Below are 15482 nucleotides of genomic sequence, written 5' to 3' on the forward strand. Positions count from 1 at the left end.
AATTGCAATTGGGGCCATTCTGGGCAACAAGTCCGCACCTCTTGGCCATCTCGGACTCCCAAAATGCCTGCGCTCAATCCTGCCTTCGCCGATATCGTGGAACTGCTGACCGCCGTACCCGATGGCGATGAGGCCGCCGTCGCCGCCGTTCGCCGCCGCGATGCCGAATTGACCAAGCCGGCCGGTTCGCTGGGACGCCTCGAAGAGCTCGTAGAATTCCTCGCACGCTGGCAGCACCGCCAGACCCCGCGCCTCGAAAATCCCATGGTCACCATTTTCGCCGGCAATCACGGCGTGGCCGATCAGGGCGTTTCGGCCTTCCCGCAGGACGTGACGGCGCAGATGGTCGCCAATTTCACCAATGGCGGCGCCGCCATTTCGCAGATCTGCGGCCTGCATGAAATTAACCTGCGCGTCTTCGAACTCGCCCTCGAATTGCCGACCGGCGATATTACCCAGGAAGCCGCGCTCGACGACCAGATGTGCGCCGCCACCATCGCCTATGGCATGGAAGCGGTGGCCGGAAAGCCCGACATCATCGGGCTCGGCGAAATGGGCATCGGCAATACCACCGTCGCGGCCGCCATCTTCGCCGCCCTCTATGGCGGCACCGGCGCTGATTGGGCTGGTCGCGGCACCGGCGTCGACGACGCCGGCTATGCCCGCAAGGTCAACGCCATCGACCAGGCTCTCACCCTGCACCAGGACGCCCTCGATCATCCGCTTTCGATCCTTGCCCGCCTCGGCGGCCGCGAAGTCGCCGCCATGCTCGGCGCGCTGATTGCCGCGCGTCACCAGAAGGTGCCGGTAGTCATCGACGGCTATGTGGCAACCGCCGCTGCCGCCATCGCCCACGCAGTCAATCCCGAAGCCATCGACCATTGCCTTTTCGCCCATGTCACCAGCGAAGGCGCCCACGCTCGTGTGCTGGAACATATGGGCAAGGCGCCGCTGCTCGATCTCGGCATGCGTCTCGGCGAGGGTACGGGCGCGGCGCTTGGCGTAGTCCTGGCCAAGACCGCCCTGCATCTCCACACCAATATGGCGACGTTCGACAGCGCTTCGGTCAGTCGCCGGCTGGACTGACCGGCCGCGCCTTTGGCGCAAAGCCCTCGGGCCCCGGCTCGAGGGCAAGCAGGTCCACACCCATTTCCTGACGGAAACGCGTCACCGAGGCCAGCGCCAGCTTGCCCAGCGCCGTAATATCCTTGCGCACTACGGCGTCGTTGAGCGCGGCATGCTCGACAAGGAAGCGCAGGATATAGCTTTCGGCCATTTCCTGCTTCTGCAGTGCATTCAGCGTGCGGAAATTGGCGTCCGCCGCCATGGACGCCTGCAGCTGCGCCTGGATGGGGCGATTGTCCACCTTGAAATTGTAGCGGGCATTGGCCGTTACCCAGTTTAGCACCCAATAGGCGGTAATGGCATCGGCCACATTGCCCGTCTTGAGCCCGTCCGCGGCCACGAGCTCCTGCCAGATTTCGAGCGCCGGACGCTCGGCAAAGGCCGCCGCAAGGTTGTTTCTGGCCTCGGCGCTGACGCTCCAGCGGACACTGTCGAGAAACTGGCGCTGAATACGCGCCGAAATCACAGCCGAGGCTGGATAGCTCGTGTCGAAGGGGGCGGCAGGTGCAGTATTGTCCTGAGCCAGGGCGAGACCCGGCAACAGGAGCAAGGCAGCGATCAGTCGAAGAATTCGGTTCAAAGCATGCACCCCAGATCGCCGGCAGGAGAGACGGCGATGAGGGCAAATTTGGGACCTGCTCCCAGCCCGATCAACCAGCCTGCGAATAGATTTCGAGCTTGTTGCGGCGCTCGGTCACCGGAGCCAGCGCATCCATGACGCGGGCGCGCGGGAAAGTGGCGATCACTTCCGTGCCGAAGCGCAGTTTCGAGAAGAGATCAAACCGGCCCTGATGTAGGTCCATGATGCGCTGCACGATCGGCAGGCCAAGGCCCGCGCCCTGTTCGGCCGTCTTGTGGGCAAGCGAGCCCTGACCGAATGACGACAGCACGGTCTCGATTTCGTTTTCCGGAATGCCCGGACCATTGTCCTTGACGGAAATGAGTTGGCCGCCATCGGCGCTGCGCGTCACCACCAGCGACACCTTGCCCTGTTGCGGCGTGAACTTGATAGCATTGCTGAGCAGGTTGAGCACGACCTGGCGGATGGCACGCTCATCGCCCCAGATTTTTGGCAGATTGTCGCCATAGCTGAATTGCAGTTCGATGCCCTTGGACTTGGCACGCAGCTGCATCATGCGCTGGCAATCGTCGGCAATGTCAACGATCGAGACCGCTTCTTCGTGCAGCTCATACTTGCCCGCTTCGATACGGCTGAGATCGAGCAATTCATTGATGAGGTTGAGCAGGTGCTGGCCGCTGGCATGAATGTCGCCAGCATATTCCTTGTACTGCGGCACCTGGTGGCCGCCCAGCAATTCGGACTTCAGCACTTCGGAAAAGCCGATAATGGCGTTGAGCGGCGTGCGCAGCTCGTGGCTCATCGTCGCAAGAAACTGGCTCTTGGCGATATTGGCCTGCTCGGCATGGCGACGGGCTTCGTCCGACATGTGCCGGGCTTCTTCGAGCTCGGCGATCAGGGAGTCCTTTTCCGACTGGTGCGAAAGGGTCTCAAGGTCCGAGGCATAAAGCTGCCGCGCCAGAAAAACGAAAAAAATCTCGCCGCAAACGGTCACCGCTGCCAGCGTGTAGTTGAGCGTGCCACCCAGCGCCAGGAGGCTGATCGTGACGGTAATCGTCACCGGCAACGTGCTCATCAGCGTGGCCGGGGGCAGGGTATGGGTAGCAATGGCATTGGCCGCGATGCTCACCAGCACCATGGCAAACATCACCGGCGCGACGTCATGCGGATTGGCAACGATGGTGGAAAGGGCCAGCAGCGACAGGGCCAGACCATAAAGCGTCTCGGCAGCGACAAAGCTCGTCGTCCAGCGCGAGGCGTTGAACTTGGATGGGTCCTGAGCGATGAACCGGCTTGCCACCAGCACCACGACGAGAAGGCTCGAAATAACGAGGCCGGCCCAGAAGGCCGAGAAGATCACCGGGACCCAGAAGCTCGAAACGATGGCCAGAATGACGACGATAGCCGCCATGGGCAGGGCCGCAGCGCGCCGGGACTCGGCGTAGTCATGCATCAGCTGGAAGTCGAATTCGGCACGCGTGCCGGAGCTGGATGTCAGCTTCTGGCGTGCTTCGAGCACGGTCTTTTGGGCTGCGCGCTTGCCGTCATGGCCCATGAGGGCGCGGACGTCCGCGTTATTGGCCGGCTGAGACGGCATGAACGGTACTCATTACTAACTCACGCAATGGCAACGGCCATCGCAACGCTCGGTGCCGAAGTTAGGCGAGGCGTGGTTAACACCCCGTGAAACTCGGGCTCCAATCGCGGCGCGAATGATGCGAAACGGGCCAGTGCCTGGTTAATCCTCCCTTACCAATCATAATACGAGTGCCTCACGCAATTTTATTGCGCCCCGCATGCCGATATGGCAGTTTCCGCTGCGTACGTGCCCCAAAAATCGTCAATAAGAAAAAACTGATTTCAAAGAGAGGGCCTGATGGCACTGGACAAGATCGACCGCAAGATACTGACGCTCCTGCAAAAAGACGCAACCATGCCGGTGGCCGAGATCGGCCGCAAGGTTGGACTGTCCACCACGCCCTGCTGGCGGCGTATCCAGAAGATGGAAGAAGACGGCGTTATCCAGCGGCGCGTGGCCGTGCTCGACCCCAACAAGGTCAATGTCGGCGTGACGGTTTTCGTCTCGGTCAAGACAAACGAGCACAACGAAGCCTGGATGCGCAAGTTCTCCGGCGTCATCGATGAATTCCCCGAAGTCGTGGAATTCTATCGCATGAGCGGCGACGTCGATTATCTGATGCGCGTGGTCGTGCCCGACATCCAGGCCTATGACGCTTTCTACAAGCGGCTGATCAGCAAGATCAATCTGACCGATGTCAGTTCGGCCTTCGCCATGGGCCAGATCAAATACACCACGGCCCTGCCGCTCGACTTTGCCATCGTCGTCGACGACGACAAGTAAAGCCATGCTGCTTGGCTTCGAACATGTCGGCATGACCGTCTCGGACATGGACCGGGCGGTCGCCTTCTATTGCGACCTGCTCGGTTTGAAGCTGGCATTGCGCAAGCCCGTCGATCGCGGCGAAATGGGCTTCTTTGATACCGGCACTGGCATGCTCGAGGTCTTTGCCCCCGCCACCAAGACTGTCGACCGGTTCCGCGACGTGCCCAATCACGAAGCGGGCCTGCGTCACATCACCTTCGCCTTTTCCAGTGTCGACGAGAAATTCGCCGAGCTGGAGGCCGCGGGCATCGAGGTGGTGGAACGGCCGCGCGCCGCCTTCCACAAGGAAATGATCCAGCGCGTCGCCTTCGTAAGGGACTATGACGGCATCCTTGTCGAGCTCATAGAACGAGCCCCAGGACGGACGAGCTAAAGTCCGTCCTCAAGTAGGGCATGGCACCGGTCCAACGCCCAGTCGGTCAGAGACCCGTCGCCCGCCTTCGCCGCTTCGTAGGCGGTACCAAGGCCGATATGGATGGCGTAGGCCACGAGCCGGTCCCGCTGGTCGAGCCTTTGCGGCTCGTTCTCGTTGACGTAGCGACATTGCTGTTCCATGCAATCGAGCCAGGGCCGCCAGAAGAAGATGTTGGCGAGGTCGTAGAGCGAGTCACCGACCATTGCCTCGGACCAGTCGATCAGACCGGTTACTCGCCCATCTGCCACCAGCACATTGTTCGATCCGAAATCCCCATGGATGAGCCGCCGGACTTCGGTCTTGTATTCCGCTTCGCTCTCGATACACCCCAGCAATTGAGGCAGGCGCGCAGCGCGGGCAGGGGAAAGGAATGTCCAATCTCGCGTGGTCATCGACAGGAGAAAATCGGACCAGCTTCTATGACGACCCAGGCCGTCCGGCGAAATTGGCCCATAACCCTGGCTCCAGCCCGTGTCGCACCGCTCTAGCCCGTCTAATAGATCGCATACGGCACGGCCGTATTCATAGGCGCCGCCCACGGCCAAATCCTGCAAGGTTGTCCCGAGCGCGCGTTCCGAGACGCAGGCGTAGTAGCGGCCCATCGGGGCAATCAGTCTGATTGCCGGAATGGGCAGGTCCGCCGCGCCAAAGCGTTCTCCAGCCATCCTGTCCATGTCGAAATCACGACGAGAGGCATTTATGCGCAGAACGAGATCTTCTCCGTTCCAGCGAAATCCAAAGGCCCGCGACTCCTCGCCTTCGCTTAGAGAATGAAGATGCTCAATTTCGCCAACAGTACTGCGCAAGAATGCAACTGCATCCTCTGTTGCAATCGGCGGCTTGTTCCCGGCCATTAGCCCCCAGTGACGCTCATATGCCGCGCCACGGCCGGAGCGCCGGTGCTGCCGCGATCCAACACGAAATCATGCCCCTTGGGCTTGATCAGCATGGCCTGATCCAGCGCCGCGTCGAGCGCTTCCGGCCCGCCCTCCCGCAGCGCGTCCCGCAGGTTCACCTGGTCTTCCTGGCCGAGACACAGGAAAAGTTGCCCGGTCGCCGTCAGGCGTACGCGATTACAGCTTTCGCAGAAATTGTGGCTCATCGGGGTGATGAAGCCCAGCACACCGCCGGTCTCGGCGACATGCACATAGCGCGCCGGCCCGCCCGTCCGCTTGTCGAGCCGCGTCAGCGTATAGCGCCGCGAGAGGCGCTCATGCAGTTCGCGCAACGGCAGGTAGCTGTCGACACGATCGATCCCGACTTCGCCCAGCGGCATGCCTTCGATCAGCGTCAGCCCCATGCCGTTGCCATGGGCCCAGGCCATCATGGGCTCGATCTCGTCGTCATTGACGCCGCGCATCGCCACCATGTTGATCTTGATCGCGAGACCTGCCGCCTGCGCCGCCTCGATCCCGGCCAAAACGTCGGGCAGGCGCCCACGGCGGGTAATGGCGGCAAACCGCTCTTTGTCGAGCGTATCGACCGAAACGTTGATCCGCCGCACTCCGGCGGCGAAGAGGCCCTCGGCGTGCTTGGCGAGCTGGCTGCCATTGGTGGTAATGGTCAGCTCTTCGAGACCCGAGCCGATGCGGCTGCCAAGGCTCCTCACCAGATCCATGATATCGCGCCGCACCAGCGGCTCGCCACCGGTCAGCCAGAATCTTGGTCGTGCCTCGTGCGATGAAGGCCGAGGCAATAGTCTCGACTTCCTCAAAGCTCAGCACGTCCTTCTTGGGCAGGAAGATCATGTCTTCCGCCATGCAATAGACGCAGCGGAAATCGCAGCGATCCGTCACCGAAATCCGCAAATAGCTGATGGTCCGGCCATAGCGGTCGATCAGGGGACGGGACGGGAGGAAAGGCGCGTTCATGAATGCCATTCTAAGGCTTTAGCGGCGCAATTGGAATTGCGATCTCTGCGCTGCTGGTACGCACTGCCCCAAGCAAAAGGGGCCGCCGAAGCGACCCCTTCAAAATTCCTGTCGTCAGATCTTAGTGATTGACGACGATCCGGGCGCCAACCTTTACGCGCTCATAAAGGTCGGTCACGTCGTCATTGGTGAGACGGATGCAGCCCGAGGATACGGCCTGGCCGATAGACCAGGGCTCCGACGTGCCGTGCACGCGATAAAGGGTCGAGCCGATATAAAGGGCGCGGGCGCCAAGCGGATTGTCCGGGCCGCCCGGCATATAGGCCGGAAGATCGGGAACGCGCTTGCGCATGGCCGGGGGAGGGGTCCAGCCGGGCCACTCGGCCTTGCGGGTGATGCGGTGGCTACCGGACCAGGTGAAGCCGTCACGGCCCACACCGATGCCGTAGCGCATGGCCTTGCCGCCTTCGAGCACCAGATAGAGACGGCGTTCGCCGGTCTCAACGACGATCGTGCCGACTGCATAATTGCTGTCGTAGTCGACGATCTGCTTCTTGACCGGGCTGCCGCCGCGGCTACGCGTAGCCACGACGGAAGGTTCTTCCCAGGTATTGGTATCGGGATTGTAGACGCGGGCGGCCTGGCTTGGCACGGCCATGCCTACCGCCAACAGGATCGACAGCACCACGGCCATAGCCGCTTTCATAAACTTCATGCTCTTCCAGGCCTCTGAATGAATGCGGCTCAATGATTCGGTCACCGCAAGTAATGCCGCTATTTACATTTCCGCATTTTAGTCGAGAAGGGTTAATAGTCACCTTTTAGCCACATCCGTGGCACCCTTGCCTTATTGTGTTGCTGCGCCGCTACAGTGGCTATTCACCAATGCGTGAACAGCCCGGCCAGCAAGGCTTGACAGCATGGTCTGCGAGCCTGCATCACGCTTGCATATTAGCGAGGTGAACATGTCTGAAGATCTCAAGCGCGAAGCAGCGGCGAGAGCCGTTGAAGATGTTCGCCCCGGCATGCGCCTTGGCCTTGGAACCGGCTCGACCGCCCGTCATTTCGTCGACCTCCTCGGCAGCAAGGTTGCTCAGGGCCTCGACGTGATCTGCGTCCCGACCTCCGAGGTTACCGCCCGCCGGGCCGAAAGCCTCGGCATTCCGCTCTCAGACCTCGATCGTCTCGGCCGGCTCGACCTTACCGTCGACGGGGCCGACGAACTCGATGCCAATCTCAATCTGATCAAGGGCGGCGGTGGCGCGCTCCTGCGCGAAAAGATCGTGGCAGCGGCTTCCGACACCATGATCGTCATTGCCGACAGCACCAAGGTGGTCGAAACCCTCGGCCGCTTCCCGCTACCCATCGAAGTCAACCGCTTCGGCCTCGGCGCCACGCGCCACGCCGTTGACGCGGTGATCAAGGCGCATGGCGCGGAGGGCGGGTTGAAGCTGCGCGGCGAAGACAAGCAGGACGTCTTCGTCACCGACGGGGGACACCTGATCCTTGATGCTTTTTTTGGCCGCATTTCGCAGCCAGAAGCGCTTTCACGCGATCTGCTCGACATTCCGGGAGTGGTCCAGCACGGACTTTTTCTCAATATGTGCAGCAAGGCTTATGTGGCAGCGCCCGATGGCGTAAAAACACTTCTCAAGGGCAAATGACGTCAGCCCGCAACAGACAGATGGGGAACCGGATGAACAGGGATTTTATGCGCGGCGCCAAGGCGATCTTCGCGGCCGTGGTGACTGCCAGCATGATTGGCCTCGCAGCCCCCGCCTTTGCGCAGGAAGTGCCGCCCGAGCAGTTGGCACTGGCGCGCAAGTATATCGACCTGACCGACCGCGGCGGTGTCTATGAAGTCACCATCGTCGAGACCGGCGTCGAGGCGATGCAGCAGATCGTCACCCAGAATCCCGAGATCATCGACGAGACCAATGCGGCGATCACCAAGGTCATCGAGGAATATCGCGGCCGCAAGGGCGAGCTTCTCGACCAGTTCGCCCGCGTCTACGCCCTGCGCTTCACCGCCGAGGAACTGCAGGCGATCGTGACGTTCTACGAGACCCCGACCGGCCAGAAGCTGGCCCAGGCCAATTCCGAGATCAACACCGATCTCCAGCGCGTGATGCAGGTCTTCTCGAACAACCTCAAGCGCGAGTTCTTCGCCAAGGTTCGTGCCGAGCTGAAGGCCCAGAACATCGAAATCTGATCGATCGGTTCTGCCGACCATTGACCCCGCCAATGTGCGGGGTCTTTTTTTGTGCGCGACAGACGCCTAGATATATCGTCAAATGACGATGAACGACTTGGGGACTTCCATGGCTTACGACTACGATCTTCTGGTGATCGGTGCCGGTTCGGGCGGCGTGCGCGCTGCGCGCATGTCGGCGACCTATGGCGCCAAGGTAGCCATCATCGAAGAGTTCCGCGTCGGCGGCACCTGCGTCATCCGCGGCTGCGTCCCCAAGAAGCTCTATGTCTATGCCTCGCGCTTTGCCGATCAGTTCGATCTCGCCCCCAGCTTCGGCTGGCAGGTCGATGCCCGTTTCGATTGGCCGACTTTGGTCGCCGCCAAGGAAAAGGAAATCACCCGGCTTGAATCGGCCTATACCGCCAATCTCGAAAAGCCCGGTGTGGAAATCATCAAGGAGCGTGCTGTCGTCACCGGCCCCAACAGCATCAAGCTCCTGGGTTCTGGTCGCGAGCTGACCGCTGAACGCCTGCTGATCGCAACCGGCTCGCACCCCTTCATTCCCAATATTCCAGGTGCCGAATTCGGCATTACCTCCAACGAGGCCTTCGACCTGCCGACCCTGCCCAAAACCATCCTCATCGAGGGCGGCGGCTATATCGCGGTGGAGTTCGCCACCATTTTTGCTGGCCTCGGCGTCGATACGACCCTGATCTATCGCGGTGACCGCGTGCTGCGCGGCTTCGACGAAGACATGCGGATCGGTCTTGAAGCAGGCCTCACCACCCGCGGCGTCAGGCTGATCTATCAGACCACCATCGCCTCGCTCTCCAAGATGGGCGAGGCCGTCCACGCCACCTTCAGCGATGGCGTCACCGCTCCCTATGATGCGGTGATGTTCGCCACCGGCCGCCGCGCCAATACGACCGGCCTCGGTCTCGAAACCGCCGGGGTAAAACTCAACGCCGATGGCAGCGTCGCCGTCGACGCCTATTCGCAGAGTTCCGCCCCCTCGATCTACGCGGTGGGCGACGTCACCGGCCGCGCCCAGCTCACCCCGGTCGCCATCCGCGAAGGCTGGTATTTTGCCGAGACGGTCTACAACAACAAGCCGCAGGCCGTTGACCACTCGATCATCCCGACCGCCGTTTTCAGCGAGCCCGAAATCGGCGTGGTCGGCCTCAACGAAGAGGAGGCCGCGACCCATGGCGACATCGACGTCTACGTCGCCCGCTTCCGCCCCATGCAGAACACGCTGTCCACCAGGACCGAGCGCATGGTCCTAAAGCTCATCACCGAGAAGAACGAAGGCAAGGTGCTCGGCGTCCACATCTTGGGCCCCAGCGCCGCCGAAATGATCCAGCTTGTCGGCATCGCCGTCGGCATGGGCGCCACCAAAGCCGATTTCGACCGCACCATCGCGCTGCATCCCAGCGCCGCGGAGGAACTCGTGACCTTCAAGGCCCCTAGTTACATTTATCGGGATGGCAAGAAGGCAGGGGGCTGACGACCCCGTCCTATCGCTGGGCGCGTCTGGCAATTACCCTGGAAATCAAAAAGGCAGCGATGCCGCTCACCAGACTGAGCCCGAGGTAAATAGGGAAGGCGGCTACCGCGTCGGAACACTGATTGGCGTCGGGGCAAGTTGCCCCTGCCTCAAGCATTACGCTGATGCCAATGAAGCCGGAAAGGCACGCCACTACGATCGCCAGAGTAAGGGCAATCAGCCAAATGGCAGTCAACAAGGTGCGCATGCTTCAGCATAGGCGAGCGCCCTGGTCTGGCGCAACCGGGACCGGGTCTTGTGTAGCGGCCACACGATCAGACCCGAATATCCTTGTCCACCGGGCGTGCCCTTGGTATTCCGCCCTCAACAAAGCCTAACCGCGCGTGAGCGAGATGACCATGACCACTTGGACCCCCAATAGCTGGCGCGAAAAGCCGATCAAGCAGGTTCCTGCCTATCCCGATCCGGCAGCTCTCGCCGAGGCCGAACGCCAGCTCTCGACCTTTCCCCCGCTGGTCTTTGCCGGCGAAGCGCGCGAACTCAAGGCTCGCCTTGCCGCCGTTGCCCGTGGCGAGGCCTTCCTGCTCCAGGGCGGCGACTGCGCCGAAAGCTTTGCCGAACATGGCGCGGACCATATCCGCGACTTCTTCCGCGTCTTCCTGCAGATGGCTGTTGTCCTGACCCACGGCGCCTCCAAGCCCGTCGTCAAGGTCGGCCGCGTCGCGGGCCAGTTTGCAAAACCCCGCTCGGCCGATACGGAAATCATTGATGGCGTCGAACTGCCGAGCTATCGCGGCGATATCATCAATGCCATCGAGTTCAACGAAGCCGCCCGCGTGCCCGATCCGGACCGCATGCTGCAGGCCTATCGCCAGTCGGCTGCAACGCTCAACCTGCTGCGCGCCTTCTCCATGGGCGGCTATGCCGAGCTGACGCGCATCCACGAATGGACCATGGGCTTCATGAAGGGGTCCAACTGGAACGTCCGCTTCGAGGAAGTTGCCAAGAAGATCGACGACGCCATCACCTTCATGGCGGCCCTCGGCCTCAACCCGGAAAACACCCCGGCCCTGAAGCAGACCAGCTTCTACACCAGCCACGAAGCCCTGCTTCTCGGCTATGAAGAAGCGCTGACCCGCCGCGACTCCATCACCAACAACTGGTACGCGACCTCGGGCCACATGCTCTGGATCGGCGACCGCACCCGCCAGCCCGATTCCGCTCACGTCGAATACTTCGCCGGCATCCACAACCCCATCGGCATCAAGTGCGGCCCGAGCCTTGCCAGTGACGATCTCTTGCGCCTGCTCGATCGGCTCAACCCGACCGACGAAGCCGGCCGCATCACCCTGATCTCGCGCTTCGGCGCCGAAAAGGTGCACGAGCATTTGCCGCGCCTTATCGAGACCGTGCAAAAGGCCGGCCGTACCGTTGTCTGGTGCTGCGACCCCATGCACGGCAACACCATCAAGGCGTCCACCGGTTACAAGACCCGTCCATTCGACCGTGTCCTCACCGAAGTGCGCAACTTCTTCGACGTGCACCGCGAAATGGGCACCTATGCCGGCGGCGTGCATATCGAAATGACCGGCGACGACGTCACCGAATGCGTCGGTGGCCTCTCTGCGGTCACCGAAACCACCCTGGCCGATCGCTACAACACCTATTGCGACCCGCGCCTCAATGCCAGCCAGGCGCTGGAACTGGCCTTCCTCGTTGCAGAGGAAGTGCATTCCCAGAAGCCGCCGGTCCAGCGTCGCGTCGCCGGCGAATAGTCTCTGTTTCAAGGTGAACCCAAATAGGGGCCGCGCGTTCATTTTGGGCGCGTGGCCTTTTCTTTGCCCGCATCCGGGCACAGGATGGTGCTTCGTCAAGGTGAGTAGGTAATGCCGAGATCTCTGTTTCCCCACGCTGCGCCCGAAACTCGAGCCGCGCTTGAACGAGACCCGACAGTCAAGTTGCTCAACGACTATGATTGGACCCAGAATCCTCTTGGTCCGATTCCCGACTGGCCGGACAGTCTCAAGGGCGCCGTGCGCCTGGTCATCGTAGCCTCCACGCCCATGGTCATGATGGTGGGCGAAGAAGGCATCCTCATCTACAACGATGCCTATGCCCGCTTTGCCGGCCAGCGACACCCGGCGATTTTCGGCATGCCCGCCGAAGAGGCCTGGCCCGAGATCGCCGAGTTCAACAGCCTCAATATAGAGCGCGGCCTCAGCGGGGAATCCTGGCTGCTGCGCGACCAGGAACTGGAGCTCAATCGCCATGGACAGCTCGAAACGAGCTGGATGGACCTTCACTACAGCCCCATCACTGGCGACAACGGCCTCTCCATGGGCACGCTCTGCATAGTTCACGAAACCACCGACCGGATTCTCACCGAAAAGGCGCTGGCCCGCAGCGAGGAGCGCCTGACGCTGGCGCTGTCCAGTTCTGCCCTGGTCGGTACCTGGGATTGGGACGTCGTCAACAATATCGTCACCGCCGACGATCAGTTCGCGCGCCTCTACAATATCGATTCCCAGATCGCCGGCCTCGGCGCGCCGCTCGAGCAATATCTGCTCGCCATCGAGCACGAAGATCTGCCGCGCGTGAATGCCGAATTGCAGCAGGCCATCAAGGACGGCACCGAGTTCCGCAGCGAATATCGCGTGGTCAGCGAGGATGGTGTCCGCCGCTGGCTCATGGTGTCCGGTCGCCCGCGCATGGATGCCAATGGCAAGGTCTACCGTTTTCCGGGCGTCGCCATCGACATCACCGATCAGCACTGCGCCGCGGAGGCCCTGGCCAAGAGCGAACTCGAATTCCGCACGCTGGCTGATACCATGCCGCAAATGGTCTGGGCCACGCGGCCCGACGGCTTCCACGACTACTACAATGCGCGCTGGTACGATTTCACCGGCGTGCCCGTCGGCTCGACCGACGGCGAAGGCTGGAACAACATGTTCCATCCCGAAGATCAGGAGCGCGCCTGGGGATTGTGGCGTCATTCGCTGGAAACCGGCGAGCCCTATCAAATCGAATATCGCCTGCGCCACCATAGCGGCGAATATCGCTGGACGCTGGGGCGGGCTCTGCCCGTTCGCGACAAGCACGGGCACATCCTGCGCTGGATCGGCACCTGCACCGATATCCATGACTCGCGCCTCGTTGCCGAGGAACGCGAACTGGTCGCCCAGGAACTGAGCCATCGCATCAAGAACATTTTTGCCGTCCTGACCGGCATCGTCTCGCTCTCGGCCCGCGGCCAACCGGAGGTCAAGCCATTCGCCGAGCAGTTGCGGCAACGCATCTTTGCGCTTGGTGAAGCCCATGACTTCGTCCGCCCGCAAAACTATCTCTCAACCAGCCAGGCAGGGCAGGGCACGCTCTCAGCGCTCGTCACCCGGCTCATGCGCCCCTATGAAGGCGAAGACGGCGAAAATCGCGTCCGCTTTTCGGGTGAGGACACCGTCATCGACGATGCGGCCGCGACGCCCCTCGCTCTGCTCTTCCACGAATTGGCGACCAATGCCGCCAAATACGGCGCCCTGAGCCGGCCCGAAGGCTGGACGGGCATTTCCGGCCGCACCGAGGGGGAGCAATTCCACCTGACGTGGAAAGAACACGGTGGTCCCGAGATCACGGAGCCCAGCAACCTGTCAGGCTTCGGCTCGAAGCTCATAGACCTATCCGTGAGCGGTCAATTGCGTGGTTCGATCGAGCGTTTCTGGGAAAAGGACGGGCTGCGGGTGGAAGTGTCCCTGCCGCTTGCTGCACTAACCCGTTCGAGCCGCTTGCGCCCGGCCGAAAAGGCCGAAGACGCTTAAAGCACTAAGTCGCGATCGGGCTTCCATCTGGCCAATCAAACAGCCGCAAGCGCCGCGGGGGCTTGGCCTCGGCGGCGGCACGGCGCGCCACTGCATAGTCGACAACGTCGCGCAGGTCTCTCTCGGCCACGGGCTTGGAGACGACGCCAATGGTGCCGGGCACCCCGGTACCAAGCTGGGCCGGATTGGCGGTGATGAAGATGACGCTCGCCCCATGGGTCTGCGCCAGGATCTTGCCGATTTCGATACCCGTCGCGCCATCGCGCAGGTTGAGGTCGACGAGAGCGACCTCGGTGTCGCCGGCAAAGCGCAGGGCGCTCTTCTTGTCGGCAGCTATGCCGACGGGATCGTGCCCCATCTCGGCAACGATCTGTTCGATTTCGGAAGCGACGAAGATTTCGTCTTCAACGATGAGAATACGGCACGACATTACAAGACTGGCTTCTGAGAAACGTTCATTTGACCCGACAAACTCCCGACTCGTCGCCTCGGTTGCATGCAGCACAGACAATGGAGGCCTGCAAACGGTATTTTCGGCCAAGGAAGTTACCAAAGCACCAATCGCACCAACCGCTAGCTTAGTGGAACATTAACCCTAATCATTCACAAACATTCCACGATGTTTGTCGGTAAAGCCGATCGGGAGTGTGTGATGAAGCAATTTGCATTGAGTGCCCTTGTGCTTCTTTCGAGCGCCGCGACCCAGCAAGTGCTTGCTGCAGACTATGGCGCGCTCCCCGGCCTGCGCCCGTCCTATCCCGATCAATGGCAGCACAGCGAAGAGAACCCGCTACGCTTCGAAGCGGGCCTTCGTTATTGGTACGCGGTGGGGCAGCAGTCATCCGAGCTTGGCGGCGACACCTTCAACACCACCGATCATAGCCACATCCCGGAAGTTCATCTCCGTATTGACGACGATTTCACCTCGTCCTTCGTTAAGGCACAGGCCGGCTATGCAGCGGTCGTCAGCGGCGAGCACAAGGCCGGAACCAATGCGCCGGCCAGCTTCAGTGGTGGTCACATCGGCTACGTCGGCGGCGACTTTGGCTACATGCCCTTCGGCAACGACGCCTTTAAGGTTGGCGGCCTGATTGGCTACCAGTACCTGCTCGATTCTCCGGACCGCAACCGACTCGACGTGCAGAGCATCAAGGGCCTAAACGTCCACATGCTCCGCCTCGGCCTCACTGGTCGCGCCAATATCGGCGATTTCGCTGACATCGAAGCTGAGGCCGTCGCCATCCCCTATGCCTACGCCTCTGGCAGTTCTGCCGAAATGCCATTCGCCGACGAGGTTCGTCCGGGCGGCATTATAGTCAACCGCAGCAATACCGAGGCTAGCGGTGCGATGTATGGCGCCTCTGGCCAACTCATGGTCGGTTTCCACCCCACCGAAAACCTGACAGTCCGCGTTGGTGGCCGCGCCTGGTATCTCACGGGTCCGGCAAGCGCGCGCTACAAGGAATGGAACGCCGCGACCCCGAACAGCTATCTCTATTCAGACACGCCGCTTAACGCCTTCTCGCTTCTCCGCTACGGCGGCCTTCTCGAAGTCACCGGCCGCTTCTAGAGCC

The 15482-nt window shown here is 61.6% G+C and carries 14 protein-coding genes and 1 pseudogene; 9 read left to right on the plus strand and 6 right to left on the minus strand.

What is annotated here, in order from left to right; all coding sequences use genetic code 11:
• The first annotated feature begins 63 nt into the window (after positions 1–63).
• The gene (cobT, locus tag NVV77_RS04030) at positions 64–1086 is read left to right on the plus strand and encodes a nicotinate-nucleotide--dimethylbenzimidazole phosphoribosyltransferase (protein WP_295410984.1); all 1023 of its coding nucleotides are present in this window, start codon (positions 64–66) and stop codon (positions 1084–1086) included.
• Here cobT and NVV77_RS04035 read toward each other — a convergent pair.
• Both NVV77_RS04035 and NVV77_RS04040 read right to left on the minus strand, forming a co-directional pair.
• Positions 1067–1705: a DUF6683 family protein gene (locus NVV77_RS04035; RefSeq protein ID WP_295410987.1), complete on the minus strand. Its 639-nt coding sequence runs from the start codon at positions 1703–1705 to the stop codon at positions 1067–1069. The two genes, cobT and NVV77_RS04035, sit on opposite strands and share 20 nt — an antisense overlap.
• Positions 1706–1775: 70 nt before the next feature.
• Entirely contained in the window at positions 1776–3302 is a 1527-nt protein-coding gene (locus tag NVV77_RS04040; RefSeq protein WP_295410989.1) for a HAMP domain-containing sensor histidine kinase, read from the minus strand.
• Between the two features lie 285 nt (positions 3303–3587).
• Here NVV77_RS04040 and NVV77_RS04045 point away from each other — a divergent pair, with 285 nt between their 5' ends.
• Both NVV77_RS04045 and NVV77_RS04050 read left to right on the plus strand, forming a co-directional pair.
• Positions 3588–4067, plus strand: coding sequence for an Lrp/AsnC family transcriptional regulator (locus NVV77_RS04045; RefSeq protein ID WP_035086672.1), 480 nt, complete (start codon positions 3588–3590; stop codon positions 4065–4067).
• Between the two features lie 4 nt (positions 4068–4071).
• Positions 4072–4482 (plus strand): VOC family protein, encoded by a 411-nt coding sequence (locus NVV77_RS04050; protein ID WP_295410992.1) that lies wholly within the window; start codon positions 4072–4074, stop codon positions 4480–4482.
• On the opposite strand, the gene NVV77_RS04055 is transcribed toward NVV77_RS04050, so the two are convergent.
• From NVV77_RS04055 to NVV77_RS04065, 3 genes and pseudogenes are all read right to left on the minus strand, one after another.
• Positions 4479–5330, minus strand: a complete 852-nt coding sequence (locus tag NVV77_RS04055; protein WP_295410994.1) for a phosphotransferase family protein — start codon at positions 5328–5330, stop codon at positions 4479–4481. The two genes, NVV77_RS04050 and NVV77_RS04055, sit on opposite strands and share 4 nt — an antisense overlap.
• A 47-nt stretch (positions 5331–5377) precedes the next feature.
• Positions 5378–6404, minus strand: a pseudogene (gene moaA, locus NVV77_RS04060) (GTP 3',8-cyclase MoaA).
• 112 nt (positions 6405–6516) lie between these two features.
• On the minus strand, positions 6517–7101 hold the full coding sequence (locus NVV77_RS04065; RefSeq protein ID WP_295411375.1) for a L,D-transpeptidase: 585 nt from the start codon (positions 7099–7101) through the stop codon (positions 6517–6519).
• 259 nt (positions 7102–7360) lie between these two features.
• Between NVV77_RS04065 and rpiA the strand changes: the two genes are divergently transcribed.
• The 5 genes from rpiA (at position 7361) to NVV77_RS04090 (ending at position 13908) form a co-directional block, all read left to right on the plus strand.
• Positions 7361–8059 (plus strand): ribose-5-phosphate isomerase RpiA, encoded by a 699-nt coding sequence (rpiA, locus tag NVV77_RS04070; protein WP_295410996.1) that lies wholly within the window; start codon positions 7361–7363, stop codon positions 8057–8059.
• A 32-nt stretch (positions 8060–8091) separates the two neighbouring features.
• Positions 8092–8607 (plus strand): DUF2059 domain-containing protein, encoded by a 516-nt coding sequence (locus NVV77_RS04075; RefSeq protein ID WP_295410999.1) that lies wholly within the window; start codon positions 8092–8094, stop codon positions 8605–8607.
• Between the two features lie 82 nt (positions 8608–8689).
• Positions 8690–10096 carry a glutathione-disulfide reductase gene (gor, locus tag NVV77_RS04080; protein WP_295411001.1) on the plus strand — a complete coding sequence of 469 codons (1407 nt, stop codon included), beginning with the start codon at positions 8690–8692 and terminating at the stop codon, positions 10094–10096.
• Positions 10097–10494: 398 nt separating this feature from the next.
• Positions 10495–11871 (plus strand): class II 3-deoxy-7-phosphoheptulonate synthase, encoded by a 1377-nt coding sequence (locus NVV77_RS04085; protein WP_295411004.1) that lies wholly within the window; start codon positions 10495–10497, stop codon positions 11869–11871.
• 183 nt (positions 11872–12054) lie between these two features.
• On the plus strand, positions 12055–13908 hold the full coding sequence (locus NVV77_RS04090) for a PAS domain-containing protein (RefSeq protein WP_295411006.1): 1854 nt from the start codon (positions 12055–12057) through the stop codon (positions 13906–13908).
• 4 nt (positions 13909–13912) lie between these two features.
• Here NVV77_RS04090 and NVV77_RS04095 read toward each other — a convergent pair whose 3' ends face one another.
• Positions 13913–14338, minus strand: coding sequence for a response regulator (locus NVV77_RS04095; RefSeq protein WP_295411008.1), 426 nt, complete (start codon positions 14336–14338; stop codon positions 13913–13915).
• Between the two features lie 222 nt (positions 14339–14560).
• Between NVV77_RS04095 and NVV77_RS04100 the strand changes: the two genes are divergently transcribed.
• On the plus strand, positions 14561–15478 hold the full coding sequence (locus NVV77_RS04100; RefSeq protein WP_295411010.1) for a hypothetical protein: 918 nt from the start codon (positions 14561–14563) through the stop codon (positions 15476–15478).
• Positions 15479–15482: the final 4 nt, after the last annotated feature.

The organism is Devosia sp. (assembly GCF_024707125.1).
Lineage (GTDB): Bacteria > Pseudomonadota > Alphaproteobacteria > Rhizobiales > Devosiaceae > Devosia.